This is a genomic window from Christiangramia gaetbulicola, assembly GCF_003054225.1.
Lineage (GTDB): Bacteria > Bacteroidota > Bacteroidia > Flavobacteriales > Flavobacteriaceae > Christiangramia > Christiangramia gaetbulicola.
Genome location: NZ_QBKQ01000001.1, coordinates 149,792 through 167,566, shown reverse-complemented (window position 1 = coordinate 167,566; position 17,775 = coordinate 149,792). Strand labels below are relative to the sequence as shown.

Below are 17,775 nucleotides of genomic sequence, written 5' to 3'. Positions count from 1 at the left end.
AAAGGCTGAATGCTATTATTGATTATGAAAATTCAGAATGGAAAAACGGAATTCTCAGCCTATGGGTAGACCAAAAATCCCGTTCTCTTAAAATGTTTTAGCTTTTATGCCGCTGCTTCAATGTTATTATTATTTAATGCAGCTAATACTTCCAGAACAGAATCAAACATATTAGGATTCTCAATATTTAATAGTTTAAAACAGGCTGCTTTGTATTGATTAAATAAGTAATTGGGTTTAGTATTCTTCCCCACTTGATTTCGTAGATGTTCTTTAATTAATTCAAAATTACCATTGTAATGCTCGAATAAAAGTTTAGCAATTCCAATATCCTTCTGATCTTTCCAGCTTAGATTGTGTAATAGATCCGGTTTATATAAAGTTTGCCCTGCAATAATCTTGTTGAGTATTACACCATTTGGACTATCTCTTGATAAAATTTCAGGCAAGGATCCACCGCCAGTGTATTTGTTGATTAAATTGGCTCTTGTAAGCTTAGATTCAATCCTTAGCATATTCTCAAACTGTTTGGCAAGAAAAGGATTTTGTTTGAAAAATTTACGATCCTTACTCATTTGATAAAACTTGTTATATACAGTAGTATATAGGCCTTGAAGAATTCTTTCCTTAAAAACAATTCCTTCGTGGTCATAGGCTGTTTTAATAAATTTAGGGGCAAGTAGATGTTGAAAAGCTAAAATGCTTGCAACAGGATCAAAAACCCTTATATCATCAGTTGCATGAATTTCCCTAACTGCTGCATCATCCAGAAAGCTTGGATCTAATTTAATCCCGGTCTGATTCAAACTGTTTAAAACCTGATCTAATGTGTTCAGTTGAATCGATTTGGAATAATCCTTACCTAAAATTTTACTATTCACCTTCATAATAATGCTTCCAGAGGTTTCATTGATTGATAACGTTTCTAATCCCCAAGGTTTGTTATCAAGAGAATGACATTTAATATTGTTATTCCTTCTGGTTATATCGTTTTCATAGAATTTGTTTTTATCAAATTCCCTTAAATAATCAACAGAGGTGGTTAATTGAACAGTATCTAATTTCATAAGTTCAAAAAATTAATACCTTTCGAATACTAATTAGATAAAGGCGATAAAGGAATCATTCCGGCTTCAATTTCGCTTCTCTTGTAATAGACTTTTCCTCCTATCCCATATTGTTTTAAAACACCTTTTTTTACGTGATTGTGAACAGTACTTTTATCTATTTTAAGTAATTCTGCTACTTGCTGCCGGGTTAGGTATTCCTCTGGCTGTTTTGGTTGAAAGTTTTGTTTGAGGTCTTGGATTTCTTTTTTTAAGATGGTAACCAATTGATTAATTAAGTCTTCTGGACTTGTGTTGTGAAGAATTGTTGATTGTAACATAGCGGTATATTTTAAGTTTATACCGGCAAATGTTTGCCATATTCGATTCCTATTAATAGCGGTCTATTCCGATTCTCGGAAAGCAGAAGAAATCAATAGAAATAAAAAACCCTGTCAGTTGGCTGACAAGGTTTAAACAGAAATTAAAATGCCTTCAAAACAGAATAAAGGCAACTTAAAAACAGATTTGAAATTCCCTTAAACACATATAGAATTTCAACAGTCAAAATTAAATCAAAATTTAATTCGATTAACCCATTCCATTAATAAAGGTTTCAATAAAACCTTTGATCTTGTCAATTACTCTCTCAGAAGATTTCTTTCGCTCTCTTAGACCTGGCTTTTCCTTCATTGTATCAATCACCTCATCTCTAAGTGGCTGCTTCTCTGTGAATAGATAATTGGCGATTAGCTTGTTTAATTTCTCCTGATCAAGATTTTCATTGATACTTAGATCTTCGAGAGCTTTCATTTTCTCCACAGTCCAGAAGTTTTCAAATTCTTCCGGTATGTTTTCCCTATCGGTTATTAAAGGAAGGTTTTCGGATATGAAGCGTTCTATCAATTCTTTCTTGCTTCTCAATTGAGTTTCAGAAGCCATCAAATCTGAGATCTGTTTCCTTTTCTTTGCCTGTTCGCTTGGTTTTGAATCTTTGAGTTCAGCAAGTAGAGTAAGTATATAAACCACGTTGATTTCATCTCTATGAATTAACTCTACCTCAAAATCTATATCGTCCAGTATAGAAACCTGTTCTTTACTATTATCGTTTCTAACCTTATCCCGGATATCTAAGTACTTGCTTTTATAATCTTCAAAGGTCTGTTCGTTTATGTCCAGATCACAGAAGGTGAATTCGGTAAAAGTACTAAGTACGTTCTTGATCCTAAGTAGTTCCCTGAATGCCGTTACAAATTCAAATTCTTCATTTTCAGAAGGTAGATCATTTACACTATCAACGGTTGGGGTAATTTCCAGTAATCGTTTGATAGCAGCATCAAATTTAGCAACGTAATTCTCATAGGGTTGTAGAATAATATCTTCAATTGCATCCTTATTTGAGAATAAGGTGATCGCTTCATCTGTCCGTTTTTTCAGGTTTCTAAAAGCAACAACATTCCCTTGAGATTTCAGTTCGTTCAGGATCCTATTTGTTCTGGAATAGGCCTGAATCAATCCATGATAGCGAAGGTTCTTATCTACGTATATCGTATTCAGGGTTTTACTGTCAAATCCTGTAAGAAACATATTAACAACCAGTAGAATATCCAATTGCTGATTTTTAACCTGCTTTCCTATGTCTTTGTAATAGCCATAAAAATCGTTGGTAGAGTAGTTTCTTTGAAACATTTCATTGTAATCCTTAATAAAATCTTCCAGATGTTCCCGGCTATGTTTGGTTTCATAGGTTTCCTGATCTTCGGCAGCCATCTGCATATCACCCGGATCTGTTTCTACGATTCCGGTGGCATCGGCATCCTCTTCATTGGCCTGATAGGAAAATATCGTTCCTATTTTGAGATCATGATCTCCGTTCAATTTTTTCGCTTTAAACAGCTTGTAATACTCGATTAAGGTGTTCACATTCGGAACGCAAAATATTGCAGTAAATCGCTTATTATGCGTTTTACGGGTATGATTTGCGATAATGTAATCAACGATTCCTTCGAGCCGTTGCGGTGCTTCCATAACCTCAGCCTTATCAATAGACTCCACATCTATATCAACGACTTCCTCTTTCTTTTTAAAAGTTCTGATATATTCGATTGCAAATTTTAAAACATTGCCATCCCGGATCGCATCTGTAATTACATATTTGTGTAAGCATTTATCAAATAGTTCCTTGGTTGTTCGTTTACCTAACTCGTTCCTGACTGCATTATCAGCAAATATTGGTGTTCCGGTAAAACCAAACATCTGAACATCTTGGAAGTAGTCTTTGATCCTTTGGTGGGTATCTCCGAACTGACTTCGATGGCATTCATCGAAAATGAAAACCATTCTTTCGTTCCTGAACCGTTCCATTTTATTCCGGTAACGATCTTTGTGAATGGCTGTATTCAATTTCTGGATAGTGGTGACTATGATCTTGGTATCATCGTTGAATTGCTTAACCAAAGACTTGGTGTCGTTTGTTCCATCTATACTGCCATCACTAAAGTGGTTGAATTCCTTAATGGTCTGGTAGTCCAGATCTTTACGATCAACTACAAAGACCACTTTCTTTACTTCTGGCAAATTGGTAAGGATTTGGCTTGTTTTGAACGAGGTTAGGGTTTTACCTGATCCGGTTGTGTGCCATATATAACCAAACTTCCTGCTATTTTTAACCCTTTCCACAATTGCTTCAACAGCGTAATATTGATAGGGGCGAAGTACCATAAGGATCTTCTGACTTTCATTCAAAACAATATACTTCGTGATCATCTTTGAAAGATGGCAGGGTTCAAGAAAAACCTCAGCGAAGTCGCTTAGTTGCGTGATCTTTTTATTCTCTTTATCTGCCCAAAAGAAAGTCTGTTTGAAGGTTCTTGCCTTGATTGGATTATTGGCATAATACTTCGTATTTACCCCATTACTGATTACAAACAACTGGATATACTGGAACAAACCCTTTCCGGCCTGAAAGCTGTGTCTTTGATAACGGTTAGTCTGGTTAAAAGCTTCCTTCATTTCCAAACCACGCCTTTTTAGTTCGATCTGGCAGAGTGGAAGACCGTTGATCAGGATGGTAACATCATAGCGATTCTTGTATTTACCTTCCATTTTGATCTGGTTGGTAACCTGGTATTCATTCTTGCACCAATGTACCTGATTGATCAATTCCAGATAGCCGGTATCTCCATTGTCTTTAGCATAGTCTACCTTATCACGTAGGATCTTTGCACGTTCAAAAATGTTTCCCTTCGTAAGCTTGTTTAATACCTGCTTAAATTCAAGTTCTGATAGCTCGGTCTTGTTATGCTTTTCAAGCTGCTTTTTCAGGTTAGAAAGTAGATCATCTTCATCTCTGATCAAGACCTTTTCATATTTAAGGTCTTGAAGTTGTTTGATCAGGTTTTGTTCTAAAATATGTTCTGGTTGGGGCATTAAATAAGGACTTAATTATTTTGAACCTTTTCTAAGATGGGATAAGTGGCTTCATAAAATTGTTTCATGGTAGGTATGAACCAGTCAATGTATTCATCCCTATTTTCGCTTACTGAATAATTCTCATTAGGGCTTATTGGTCTATCGTATCTTATTCTGGAAGCTTTCTTTCCATCCAGTCTTTCAAATACTAATTCATTGCCAAATTGCTGTTCAATCTTTTCTTTGTGTTTAGACATTTCATCTATTAACAATTTTTCAGGATCATTGGAGAAATATAATTCTACTCTAACTGAATCTCGTCCAACACAAAAGGCAAAACGCCCTGAACCTTTGCTAAATCCTAAATCGAAATAATGTTTAGCGCTAACTCTGTCTAAGTAGTTAATGTTTTGATCACTCAGGCGCTGTTTTAATTTAGTCCATAGATCCAACATTCTTGCTTCTGTTTCTGCAACTGCCATTGATTTACTCCGTTCTTCCTTTTCCTTTTCCATTGCATCAATCATAAATTCTCTGGTTTCAGGAAGAGGTATGATCTGCTCAATTTGTAGGAAAGCTTCATCAGCCATAGTGTAAGGAATTGCCCTAAAACACTGAATCTGGATGTCGTGAGCTAATAACCAAAGAACAGTTGAGGTAACTTCTTTCCTGTATTTATTAGCAACAAAAATTATCCTTTGATCATTCTTGTTCAGTAATAGATCTTCCTCGTCTCTTTCTAAAAATTCAAGTAGATTCTCTTTGGCGTTTCCACCACCTTCGTAAGAATTTAAATATGATTGATATATCTTGATTATCTGCTGATTGGTTAGAGTAGAGCAATAGGAGGTGTATTTCAAAGCTTGCCAGACCACATCTCTCCCCGTATCATCAAGTTTATTCTCAATAATAACCAAACCACCTTCCTTATCGATTGCTAAGAGATCCAAGCGTTCGTGGGTGTCATTAAAGCCATCAAATTCCTTTTGAATGATTAGCAGGTCTTCTCCTAACATATCTGGATTCTTGGCTATCCATTCTTGCAGGTTTTCTCTTTCCCTGATTTTAAGATCACTGAAAAGCCGTTCTTCAAGCTTGGCGATATTATTTTTATCTTTATTAATCCGATACATAACTATCTAAATTTTCTGAATGCCTGAATTGTTTGATAAATTCCGTAGGCAATAATTATTCTTCCCAAAAAGTCGAGAAGATAAAATTGGCCTGATGGGTTTTCATCGATATAGTCAAATTTGTGGGTTGGTGTTAGAAATTGAACAAAATGTGAAACAGCCAAGCCAAAATCAAATTGGTCAAAATTTGTCGCTGGTTCATAAGTTTTGGAAGACCAGGCTACGAAAATGAAAGTAAATAATCCTAAAAAAATAGTAAATGCAAAACCCCGGATGTAGGAGGTTTTATGATTATTCGAAAACCGGTTAAGGGTTAATAAAATATAATCCCAGAGATCTTTCGACCTAAAATCATGATTCAAGCGAAACCATATTTCTTTCCTGTGTGTTATACTTTCTAACAGCGAGAATTTCTGAGAAGTGACCGAATCATTATTGCTTTGGAAAATGTGTTTTATCAATCTAAAGGTTTCCCGTTTGTTGGCTGTATAAATTTCGCCTTTTTCTTCTAAACCTTCTTCATATTCAATGGTTTCGGGCATATTATCAACACTTTTAAAATCATCTAATTGAATGTCAAACAATTTTAAATCTCCGTTAATATTTGCAAGAGATAGGTCTAACCCTTGTATGAAAGTTGTTCTTCGTAATATCAATAACTTTTCAATTTGGGAATAAGTGAAAAGAGCATTCTCTTTGAATATGGATCCTGAAAATACGGTCGTGGCTAAAAAATCTGTTTTAAAAAAACTCGTTCTTTTTTCAAACTTACATCGCCAAAAATCGGCAAGATCATGAAAGGTAGTATTGTTGAAGTAAACTTCCCCATGGAAGATACATTGTCTAAACCTTATTTTGCTATGAAAATTTGTGTTCGCAAGATCAACAAAGGAATTGAATGTGCAGCGATCAAAATATAGTAAACCTTCATAATCTTCCACTCTTACTTTCTTTTCAAAATTACAATCCATGAAATAGAGATCGTGGGTTGATTTAGTTCCTGTCAGGTCTTCAATCAAGACCTTTTGATATATCGGTAACTTAAATTCATAATCAATAATGGCGTCCTCGATATATGGTATGTTTCCGTAAGAAAAAACATAGCGGGTATCGATCTGATCGGTTAATTGATTTTCGCTAATTATAGTTGCATTCGTTTCACTCATACAAACATCTGCTGTAATAGGCCTTTTTTAAATTTGTTAGAAGTTTCTATTTGATTATTCAGAACTAAAATTTTTCTATCAAGTGCTTCAAGAAACCTTGATATTAATTCCTGTTCTTTCTCAGAAGTTGGTAAGGAAATAGGTTTGCCATCTAAAAAGGTTTTATTATTGATATTCATGGTATTCTTAGCTCCCTTCTGAACTAAAGGATTTAGGTAATTATATGTTTTAACCCACGAATTGAAATAGGAATGTATTATATAACCTAAGTGTTGATTCTTAGGCTTTAGAACTGCATATAGGGTGGAAACTACCCCTGTTCTACCAGTAAGGTTTTGTTTAATAATTCCAAAAGGGAATTCAGATGTAGGGCTTTTAGTGTAAACAATATCAAATGGAAAAACCAATTTGTAATGACTTATCGATTTAGCAGCATAGGATCTACCAAGATGATCTATTTGATTGATAACGCCTTTTGATTTTGATACAGAAAAAACTTCATCATATTTATCTTCTTCATTATTCTTTTTATGTTCCGTAAGAACCTCCTTTAATTTTGTTTTATTCCATTCTGGAAACTCCTTCCCATTCTCATCCTTGAACCTAATTTCTCGGCTAAAGATCCGCTGCATTACGCCTTTCTTGTATTCTTCCAGTTTAGCTTTTTTCTGTTCCAGTAAATTGATTCGTTTATCAACGGTCGCAAGGAAAGACGCAATCTTTTGTTGTTCGAAAGCATTTGGCAAAAAAACTTTGATATTTTTAATTTCTTTAGCGGAAAGGTTGGGTGGATCACTTCCTGCTATATTATTTTCAATTTTGCTAATAAGTTTTGAATTTTGTAAAAGATTGAAAATAAAGCGAGAGTTGTGATGGGTAACTATTTTTCCTACTCTTTGATTTAAAAGTGAATTATTAAAAAAACTATTAATTCGAGCAATCTTCAATTTTCCACTGAGTATTGGACGAGTTAGGGCAATGACATAGTCATTCTCTTTTAATACGAATTTTTCATATTTCTTAAGAAATTCTGGTGGTAAATAGGATATGTTATCCCTCTTCATTCTATTTATTCCCACATCAGCTATTTTCACCCATATTATACCGTTTTCTTTGACAGCATCAGAACTTGAAAAGGCGTAACCATTGAAAATTGAAAAGGTATCTTCAATTTTATGAACATTCCATTCGTCTTCAAATTCTGGAAACCTCAATTGTGGTATTTTTAATTTACTATTAATTATTGTTTCCATGGTTAAAAGGGAGTTGCGATTCCTAATGCTTTACAAAATCCAACTACTTTCTCATCATTCTCATTCAAGGCCATTCCAATCCGTTTTAGTTCTAATGAAACAGAATCAAGATCCACTGGTTCTTCTTCCTCAAAGGTATCTACATATCTTGGAATGTTCAGGTTATAATCGTTCTCCTTCACCTCCTCCAAACCGGCTACATAACTATATTTCTCAATAGTTTCTCGGTTGCGATAAGTGTCTATGATTCTTTCAATATGGGCTTCGGTTAATTTGTTCTTGTTGCCATCCTTTTCATATCCTTCGGAAGCATCTATGAACAAAATATTATCATCATTCACCCGGCATTTACTTATTACCAGAATACAGGTTGGAATTCCTGTTCCGTAGAAAATATTAGAGGGTAAGCCGATCACGGCATCCAGATAATTTAGTTTCTCGATCAGATATTTTCTAATCGTGCCTTCCGCAGATCCCCGAAATAGCACCCCATGTGGTAACACACATGCCATTGTTCCATTTTCAGCAAGCTGGTAGATCATATGCTGTACGAAAGCAAAGTCGGCCTTGCTGCTTGGCGCTAACTTTCCATACTGGCTAAAGCGTTCATCATTTTCAAACAGTGGGTTTTTCTTTCCTGCCCACTTTGCAGAAAAAGGTGGATTTGCAACAACAGCTTCAAATCGTTCTTCCAAATGCTGAGGTTCTTTCAGGGTGTCTTCCTGTTGCAGATCGAAGTGCCTGTAATGTACATCGTGAAGAATCATATTCATCCGGGCAAGATTGTAGGTGGTACGATTTAATTCCTGCCCATAAAAATCATCAACCTTCACTTCCTTCGCTACCCGAAGCAACAAAGATCCAGATCCACAGGTAGGATCATAAACACTTTTCAATCTGTTCTTTCCACTGGTAACAATCTTAGCAAGAATCTTGGAAACCTGCTGAGGTGTATAGAATTCTCCTGCTTTCTTTCCCGCACCACTGGCGAATTGTCCTATCAGATATTCATAGGCATCTCCAAGTATATCGCTATCAGCATCATCCAATTTAAAGTCTATCTGATCCAGATGGCCAAGTACCTTTGCGATTAATTCGTTCCTCGCTTTAGGGCTTCTCCCTAACTTGGTACTGTTGAGGTCGAGGTCTTCAAACAGTTTGTTGAAGTCTTCCTCGCTTTCAGTACCCATTGTACTTTGCTCAATATTGTTCAGAACGCTTTGAAGGTCTTCCAGAATAAAGTTATCCTCTACTTCCTCATCGGCATTACCTTTTTCAGCCATAGCGGTGAACAGTTCCTCTGGCCTTAGGAAGTAACCAAGCTTTAAAACAGATTCTTCTTTGATCACATCAAGGATTTCTTCTTCCTTGATCTTGATGTATTCTTTAACTGTTTCGGTTTCAAGCAGCTTGTTAGCGTATAGGTGCTGCTTTTCTGATAGGTATTTGTAAAAAATAAAGCCGAGAATATAGTCTCTAAATTCATCGGCATCCATCTTACCACGTAATTCGTTGGCAATATTCCATAGCTGGGTTTCCAGCGCTTTCTTCTGATCTTCGGACATTGATTGGTTTTAATTTGGTAACGGTAGGGCGTTGCCCAAATATAGGAAAATGATCAGTAAATTATTAACATCATATTAGTAATTCCCGAAGTGCTTCTTTCTAAGCTGTTTGTAGGTATTAAGTAAGGCGTTTCCTTTGACCTTTTTAAGCGAAGTAAAGTTCCTTTTTTGTTCAAATTCATCACAGAAATCCTGATTTACATATCCTTCCGAGTAAAGCCAATCAACAAAGGTACTATGCTTTATAGGCCAAATTATTTCGTCCTTTAATAGAAACTGAAAAAAAAAGCTCCAATCTTTATGTTCCTTAATTTGTGTCAGATTTACAAACTCCCTGAAAAGCTGATAACCTTTATCATCCGTTCCTAAAAATATCTTCGGATATGAATTGGTCGAAATTGGGATTTCAGGAAAATTATCTTGTCTGACTACCATGGCAATTGGATTGATTAGATCTCTAAATAGCTGCTTTTCCTCTGAAAAAGTATTTGTAGCATTTTCATAGTCTAATTGAGCTATGGATGATAAGGCTTTTTTGTAGAAATCCTGTTTTATTTCCTCAGGTTGATTACCAAAATGGGTAAGTAGACCAGAATATACTTTACGTTTGGTATAAGAATAGATCTCGTCATAGTTGGATTCAACATAATCCTTCCCATAGTTTAGTTGGAGAACTAAATTGGGATCTTGTTTAAATCCTAACCTGCCGAGGTAAAGATTGAATAAGATAGCTTCTGAAAAGCTTATAGCTTTGATCTTAATACGATCTGAATCGCTGTAAGAATCAAAATCCACATTAGATATTAGTTCATTATTTAAGAAGGTGAATCCATCAAACAAATCAAAGTCGATAACTAAATCAAGGGTTTTGCTTAGTAATGTTGAAGAATTGATATGTTTGATCAATTCAGCAATTGCCATACGTTTTAAAGGTATATCAATATCGCATTCCTTTTTGATTAGGTGTTGAATCATAAGGAAAACATCTGAATCAGAATAAACGTTCCGGTAATCAGAGAAGAATAGCTTTTTCACTATGCTGTTTTCTTAATCTTCTTCTTCGTTTCCTTGTATATCCTAACGATCCCATCATACAAAATGTTGATATTGTGATGTGGTGGCTTTCCAACGTAGGCTTGAAACTGTCTTTCGCTTGAATGACCGGTAGCATCCAGTAGCAAAGGGGTAGCTATTTTACCATAATAATTGGTTGCAAATGATCTCCTTCCAATATGGCTGGTAACTGCTTTATACTTTGCGACCGTTTTCTTTTCATATAATTTGTTTTTTCCAGTCTTGCGCATAACCTCAACCTTCTGCTTTAATCCTGCAAGCCTACAAACATCTTTGATCAATCTATTATATAAGGTTGCATTGCTATTTGGATCGGTAGAAAATGTTGGCGGGAAATTACCATTACGTTTATTGAGTATTTTCATTACCGGAGGAGCTAAGGGGAGTCCGACAGGTTTTCCAGTTTTCTTTTGTGTGATAGTAAGGCAGGGGATTTCAACTCCATCTTTCAAATGTAGGGTAACATCTTTCTTCTTGAAGTTCAGGAAATCTGATACCCTTTGAGCAGTGTAGCAACTAATAACCAACCAGTCTTTCGCTGCGTCAAGGTCTTTGTTCAATATTTTGGTGCTATTAATCTGTTCAATTTCTTCTAAGGATAAATAGATTCTTTCATGCTTCTTATACTTCATACCTTTGGTTATATACTCATACTCAGGATGAACAGGCAGTCCGTTTTCCTTTGCATAATTTAACACCGTTAGTAGATTCTTTATAGAACCGAGCATAGTATTGTAATCATATTTATCTGTACACCATTTCTTAAAAGATTGAATTACCGATTTATTGACTTCCTGAATATGTAATACCTTATAATCATTTTGGAATTTTGAGAATCTATTTTTGGTTGTATTCAGTTTCTTATACGTACTCCCAGCAATTTCTCCTCTGCGCGCTTGTAAATAGAAATCAAAGAATTCAGTTAGTTGGTTCGGTATCTCTAAATCCTGCTTGGGATTAATAATATCCTTTAACCAGTCAGAATTGATGGTTTCATAATCTTGTCGATTATTTAAGGCAGTACTGATTGAAGTACGTATTTCATCCAGTTTAGATTGAAGTTTATTCAGTTCATCGTTCTGAACCTGAATGTTTTTCTTCGTTTCAGCATCAGCGCCTGCAATCATCCTAATAATTTTAATCTTATTCTTTTGAAAGTGCTGAGGATCTATTACTAATCCGGTCTTTGATTTTGCATCAACTGAACGTCCTTCTCTAACTCTAACATAAATTGGAGCAGGGTTATTCTTGGATTGAATGTAGAATGAAATTGCCATAGTCTTTATTGTTAGGATAAACCTGCTAAATGTAATCCAAAAAACAATTCGCTAAACATCTTAGTCCACATTTAGTCCACCAATCTTCAATTATTTTAGATTTGATTCAATCAAATTAGACTGGATAATAAACCATAATCTATGGAAAGAGTACTAAATACAAGGGTTGAATTAAGATTAGCAATCTCTTATAAATTTCGGAAGTAGAATTGTTTAAGTTCTGGCGAGGTCACGATTAAAAACCCTAATAATCTATGAACAAGATTGTTAGGGTTTTTTGTTGTTTTTTTGTACCGCCAAATGTACCGCCTGGTTTTTATTTTAAAAACTCATCTAGTTACACTTCTAAAGAAATTTATAGGATTTTTGAAAACGGATTTATTTTTTAAATCTATAGTGAGTCGGATAATCGATCTTTTGAAATTATAATTGATTCTTTTAAATGAGTATTTTGTAATAGAAAAAAGGATGTCATTTATGACATCCTTTTTTGTTTGGCTTTTCTGAAAATTTCTAGTAAAGAAATTAGTAGAGATAATTTAATGCGACTTCATCATTTGGCCCGAACTCTCCGTCTTCATTCGCTCCAAAACAAGCTAGCATTACGGATGTTGAATCATAACCTGTTGGGGTGCCAGGAATATGTACAGCTCCATCTGGATTAGCACTTTCCCCTGACTGTCCGCAACTCTGGCGGCTAAACCAGTCCGTGTGTCGTAAACCAACAGAGTGACCAATTTCATGGGTAATCACATGTTCATTAGTATTAGTACTATAAGCTTCCATACCTGAGAAGATCTGTACATATTTATAAGGATTTCCACTACTTGGGAATCCTGCCACACCACCAGCTTGGCCATTTTTATTTTGATAAACCACAATGTCATAAGGTGCGTAGTTAGTACCAAATGTAAGCGTAAAAGTAATACCTAAATTTAGGGCATTGTAATTATCTATAGACCATTGAAGTGCTGTTCGCTGTTTGGTAGTGAGGGCTTGAGAACCGCCTGTATAACCAATAACATTTACTGTTCTGGGAGTATTTACTAAATTATAAGTCCTATACTGCTTATCTGTAATAGGCTTAGATGACATGGTGCTCATCTGTTCTTCTGACATTGCGATATCACCTTCAATTAAGTAATTTTCTAAAAAACTTCCGTCAGGTAAAAGCATATCATTCTTTACTATATGCTTTGAGTTAAAATTAAGATCTGCTACTTTTTTTCGGATATGGTTAGGCACATCAGGGCCTTCTTTAGCTACTTCACTCACAGGTTGCTCAGAAACCTGCTCCTTCTCGCAAGAGGTAAAACCTATGGAAACAGCTAGTAAGGACAAACATAAAATTCTTTTAATCATGATTTGATAGTTTAGGGTTATTAATATTTCAAAGATAATTTGTAACCATATGGTTTTTAAATAAATACCCTTACTATCTGTACTGGAATCTTTTAAAACGATTTAATTATTTAGTATTATTTTCTTGAAATATAGTTTTTCATACTATCCTCAAATCCATATTCAGGTCATACGTAATAAAAGAAATATAAAAACTGTTTTGAGATAGTTTAATTATCAAGCCGAATTACCTTAAAAGATATTGAACCTTACTTATTTTACGGTTTAATACATTTTTGACTGTGATTGTAGTAATATTTTAGCAGATATTAAAAAAAGTAATTTTAAGCCATTTTTCGGAAAAATTAAGACACATGAAGTATGATCGATTTTATGATTACTTAAAACTTTTTAATATTAGTTAATTGTCTTAGATTAAATTATTCAATTTTATAAAGTGAATAATTTAAATATCCCAAATAAATTATGTCTATTATGAAATTAAAAAAAATTCTTTTCCGTTGTGTGTTTGTACTAATGATAACAGGTTGTGAAACCAAAGATGATCAAGTACCTCTTGAGGAGAGGGCAATTGGCTTCGAAGAGATAGAAACAGGTAATTTAAGTTATTCTCGTGAAGAAGCTATTCCCGAACAATATTTAGTATTTCATACTTTGGATGAGTGGAATTCTTTCCTTACAAATTTGAAGAGGCGTCAAATTGAAGAATTTGAACAGATAGAAAGTTTAAATTTCGATTTTGAGGCTAATTCAATAGTATTTATTACGGCAAAGTTTGAAGAATTGTGCTGTAAATCGATTAGTATCGAAAATGTGTACAAACGTAAAGACACTCAGATATATGTCGATTTTACTATCGAAGGCACCGGAAATCAACAGGTAGAAATGCAGCCGTTTAAGATAATTAGAATATCTAAGTAACCTTATTCGATAGCTAAATTTGAAAGAGCCATTATTAAAGCACTCAAATTAAATTTTGAGTGCTTTTTTGTATATGTTTATTTTAGTTTTATTCTGTTATAGAGCAGTTGTTATTATTTCTCTCCTTATGGTATACGACCTCTATACAAAACGAATTGATATTACGGGGCATTACTGATAGATCGTTGAAATTTTAGATCGCAATTTAGAATAATTGTTTTACTAATCTGAGACGAATAAGTTTCAGTAATAAATAGAGAATTATTTTCTTAGATTTATAACGAAGATAACAGAGGTGATATTGATAGAAATAAAAAAACCGGTCATTATTATTTAAATAATGACCGGTTCAATATATACCTTAATAACTATCTAGCTATCACCCAACCAAGTTGAACTCCTATAAATGGGGCGAAATAGAAATCGCCTCTATCATTCGCTCCATAGCCAATTCCAGTATTGAAATTCAGCTTAAATCCGCTTTTGTAAACTCTCTGGAAGCCCCAACCGGGACCAACGAAACCTGCGAAGTTGTCGTCAATTTCCATTTCACCAATGATCGAATTACCACTCCTCAAACTACCAAGGAAAAGTAAATAATTTCCACTATTATCTTTAATCCTTTTATCCTTTGCAAGTCTTTTTTGAAAATTGTAATAATATCGATATTGGGTTTCAAACTCAGGAAAAAAGCCTACTTCCGTATTATTTCCGGATCTGGTAAATCCGATTGCAGTTCCAATCTTCAAATCAAATGTTGATTTCTCACCAAGAGGTACTTCCCATTCAATCGAAGGTGTAAGTACATTGATAGAAAGTAGGTTTGAGGTTCTTTCACCTTGATTTTGACCAAACGCAAGATTGGTAAAGATGATTATTAAATAGATATAATTCTTCATTATCGTAATTACTCTAAATTCTCTGAAATTACTCTTCTTCCTCGGTATTCATCTCCATTTCGTCTTACAACTCCATACATGTCAAGTGTAACGTCTGTATAGGAGGTTGCCATAACAGACTCATACTCGACGCTAGCACCCGAATTGTAAACCATAGCATCACCTTTGGGTCCAACAGAGTAACTTCCTCCAGACAATTTCAAATTGAACCCAACTAATACATTAAAATCAAAAATTTTAGTTATGGAACTGGCATTCTGCTGACGTATGATTTGGCCAACTATAGTAAATGTTGCTCCGTTACTAAGAGGATCAATAATAACTCCATGAATACCAAGGTCGTCTGAAGTATTAGAAATTGGAGTTTCTAGACTACTACCATAAGTGGAAATAAAGTTCCTAGCAGCATCCCTAATAATATTATTGGCTTGCTGTTCGTCAATTATATTAATATCTTCATTAAAGAGGTAGACTGAAATAGCATCATTATCCTGAACATCAAAAGGTAGGTTGGATGCTTGAAGAGGGTAACCATTAATTACTCGACCATCAGCTGTATAGGTTTTACCCTTCCAAGTAATTATTACGCCAGATGATATATTTCGGAAGATTTCACCATATACCGCTGTTGGGAAATTATATTTGAAGGATACATTAGTTAATCCCATCTCGATATAATCTGTAGCATCAGACGAGTCCCAAATGAAGAAGTTCTTTTTTTGATGTTTTACCTGGGCTCCAATAGATGAGAAAATGAAATAATTCTGATTCCAGAATTTCACTTTCGCTCTTCTATCGTCTGCAAAATAGTCATGGCAAGTTTCTGCCTGTCCAAAAACTTGTTGCCATAGACTGGTATCATCCACAACACAAACTCCTAAGCTTCTTTTTATATCTAATGGGAAATCGTCATAACTTGGAGCGGGTGGGGTGCCTCCGCCTCCGCCTCCGCCGCCGCCATCGCAGTCAGAATGCTGAAAAACATAAGGTTCAACTTCACCAGTCCCACAAACATCGATGATTTCTTCGCGTTTCTCTAAAGATGCTTTATTTTTCTTTGCCAAATAATCTCTTAGATTGGATTCATGACTAAGATCACTATAGAATAGTCCTTTTTGAGTGTAAACATAAATTGTGTCACCTACTATTATTTCTCTGCCTTCATTTAACAAAGCAGCAAATCTAGGATCCATAATTAATTCGTCATCTACATCTACTTCTGCATTTTCATGATTTTTAGATGTATATAGATCACTCTTTTTTAGAAGTCGCTCCTTTTTTTTCTGAAGAAATTCTGTTTTTTTCTGAGCTTCATCTTCAGTAAACATTGGAGCTAGAGGTTTAAAACCTTTTTTTCGGAACGAATTAGCTGCTTTTTGAAATTCTGACTCTGATTTTTCATTTATAAAATCGTCAAGAGATTCCCTACTAGAAAAATATAATTTGTCATCGACAATTTCCTTGTCTCGATAGACAGTCAGACTTTCTTCGGGCTCAATCTGAGTGTCATCTTGGCTACAGGACCAGAGAACAAAGACACTCATAAACAATGGTAAAAATTTAAATTTCATCTTTAAATAATTAAAAGGTTGATAAATTAATTTAGTAGGGATTTTCGTTTCGGCTAATCTATTGGCTTATAAGAAGAAAAGCGGAAGATTAAACCTTACTATTGGTAAGGCATCCCACCAGATTAGACATAGTTGTAGCTTTGCGAGGATATAAGAGCTTATTGAATCGAACCGTATTATTAGTAAGGTTATTCTTTATAGATAGCGGGTCTCCAAAGCCTAGATTGTGGCTTAAAAAGCTAATGCTCAAATTTTGTATTATTAGTCAAAATCAAAATCTTATAGAAGAAATTGATTTTAAGATGCAAGCAATCACAAAATCAACATGCCTCGATATTTCAAATAATTACGAAAAGGGAGCAAATTCGATACTCAAGTTGAATCCTGATATCACATTTATAGATTTAGATATGACTTTAAAGGATAAGAGCTGTTTTGAATTTGTAAAAGAATTCCTTTTCTACAAAGAAACCCTACCAAAATTTATAGGAATTTCACGGGGAACCGATTTGGCGTATTTATGCCTAAAGAATAATTTCTATGATTATATTCTTTACCCCTTAAATGAATTTGAACTAAGAAAATCCGTCATGCGATTTGAAAAAGACAATAGAGGAATTAGTAAGATGCGGCTATGTCTAAAATCGAATTCAGATTACCATTATATTAAACTCGACGACATACTTTATTTACAAGCAGATAATAATTCAACAGATATATTTTTATCCAATGGATCTAAAATAGCTGCTTTCGAGACGTTAAAAAAATTCGAAAACAAATTACCTGAAGCTTTTATTAGAACTCATAATAGCTATATAGTTAATTCTAGATTAATTAATAGAGTTAATTTTGGGAAAAATAAGATAAGTTTAGCTGGTTTTGAAAATTTGATTAATATTCCATTATCCAAGAAATATCGTGATGACTTAATGAGTTTTAACAAAAAAATTCTTGAAAATCGCTTATCCACTTTACTAAATTAGTCAAATACCCTTTATATGTCTTTATCCACTAATAAACTAGGGTCATTCACTATAATCCTACTGAAACCATAGGATAAGGTGTAGTTAGAGAATAGTTTTGATTTTATTAACATT

At 34.4% G+C, this 17,775-nt stretch carries 14 protein-coding genes; 2 read left to right on the top strand and 12 right to left on the bottom strand.

The features are described 5' to 3' along the window. Positions 1–104 precede the first annotated feature (104 nt). From C8P64_RS00805 to C8P64_RS00760, 10 genes are all read right to left on the bottom strand, one after another. Complete coding sequence (locus C8P64_RS00805) at positions 105–1,067, bottom strand: hypothetical protein (RefSeq protein WP_108170163.1); 963 nt, start codon at positions 1,065–1,067, stop codon at positions 105–107. Between the two features lie 29 nt (positions 1,068–1,096). After that, positions 1,097–1,387, bottom strand: a complete 291-nt coding sequence (locus C8P64_RS00800; protein ID WP_108170162.1) for a helix-turn-helix domain-containing protein — start codon at positions 1,385–1,387, stop codon at positions 1,097–1,099. 250 nt (positions 1,388–1,637) lie between these two features. Continuing rightward, positions 1,638–4,475 carry a type I restriction endonuclease subunit R gene (locus C8P64_RS00795; protein WP_108170161.1) on the bottom strand — a complete coding sequence of 946 codons (2,838 nt, stop codon included), beginning with the start codon at positions 4,473–4,475 and terminating at the stop codon, positions 1,638–1,640. A gap of 11 nt (positions 4,476–4,486) precedes the next feature. Beyond that, entirely contained in the window at positions 4,487–5,590 is a 1,104-nt protein-coding gene (locus tag C8P64_RS00790) for a DUF4268 domain-containing protein (protein WP_108170160.1), read from the bottom strand. A gap of 2 nt (positions 5,591–5,592) precedes the next feature. After that, the gene (locus C8P64_RS00785) at positions 5,593–6,531 is read right to left on the bottom strand and encodes a pentapeptide repeat-containing protein (RefSeq protein ID WP_170106615.1); all 939 of its coding nucleotides are present in this window, start codon (positions 6,529–6,531) and stop codon (positions 5,593–5,595) included. Positions 6,532–6,752: 221 nt separating this feature from the next. After that, on the bottom strand, positions 6,753–8,009 hold the full coding sequence (locus tag C8P64_RS00780; protein WP_108170158.1) for a restriction endonuclease subunit S: 1,257 nt from the start codon (positions 8,007–8,009) through the stop codon (positions 6,753–6,755). A gap of 2 nt (positions 8,010–8,011) precedes the next feature. Beyond that, entirely contained in the window at positions 8,012–9,574 is a 1,563-nt protein-coding gene (locus C8P64_RS00775; RefSeq protein WP_108170157.1) for a type I restriction-modification system subunit M, read from the bottom strand. Positions 9,575–9,649: 75 nt separating this feature from the next. Next, on the bottom strand, positions 9,650–10,549 hold the full coding sequence (locus C8P64_RS00770) for a hypothetical protein (protein WP_146167160.1): 900 nt from the start codon (positions 10,547–10,549) through the stop codon (positions 9,650–9,652). Positions 10,550–10,608: 59 nt separating this feature from the next. Then, on the bottom strand, positions 10,609–11,925 hold the full coding sequence (locus C8P64_RS00765) for a phage integrase SAM-like domain-containing protein (RefSeq protein WP_108170155.1): 1,317 nt from the start codon (positions 11,923–11,925) through the stop codon (positions 10,609–10,611). Positions 11,926–12,450: 525 nt separating this feature from the next. After that, a complete protein-coding gene (locus C8P64_RS00760; protein ID WP_108170154.1) occupies positions 12,451–13,287 on the bottom strand; it encodes a M57 family metalloprotease in 837 nt (278 codons plus the stop codon). A gap of 474 nt (positions 13,288–13,761) precedes the next feature. Between C8P64_RS00760 and C8P64_RS00755 the strand changes: the two genes are divergently transcribed. Beyond that, on the top strand, positions 13,762–14,208 hold the full coding sequence (locus C8P64_RS00755) for a hypothetical protein (protein WP_146167159.1): 447 nt from the start codon (positions 13,762–13,764) through the stop codon (positions 14,206–14,208). A gap of 368 nt (positions 14,209–14,576) precedes the next feature. Here C8P64_RS00755 and C8P64_RS00750 read toward each other — a convergent pair whose 3' ends face one another. Together C8P64_RS00750 and C8P64_RS00745 are read right to left on the bottom strand one after the other, a co-directional pair. Next, positions 14,577–15,107, bottom strand: a complete 531-nt coding sequence (locus C8P64_RS00750; RefSeq protein WP_108170152.1) for a DUF3575 domain-containing protein — start codon at positions 15,105–15,107, stop codon at positions 14,577–14,579. Positions 15,108–15,115: 8 nt separating this feature from the next. Next, positions 15,116–16,678 carry a hypothetical protein gene (locus C8P64_RS00745; RefSeq protein ID WP_108170151.1) on the bottom strand — a complete coding sequence of 521 codons (1,563 nt, stop codon included), beginning with the start codon at positions 16,676–16,678 and terminating at the stop codon, positions 15,116–15,118. A 302-nt stretch (positions 16,679–16,980) separates the two neighbouring features. On the opposite strand from C8P64_RS00745, the gene C8P64_RS00740 reads away from it, so the two are divergent. Then, entirely contained in the window at positions 16,981–17,661 is a 681-nt protein-coding gene (locus C8P64_RS00740; RefSeq protein ID WP_170106614.1) for a LytR/AlgR family response regulator transcription factor, read from the top strand. Positions 17,662–17,775 lie beyond the last annotated feature (114 nt).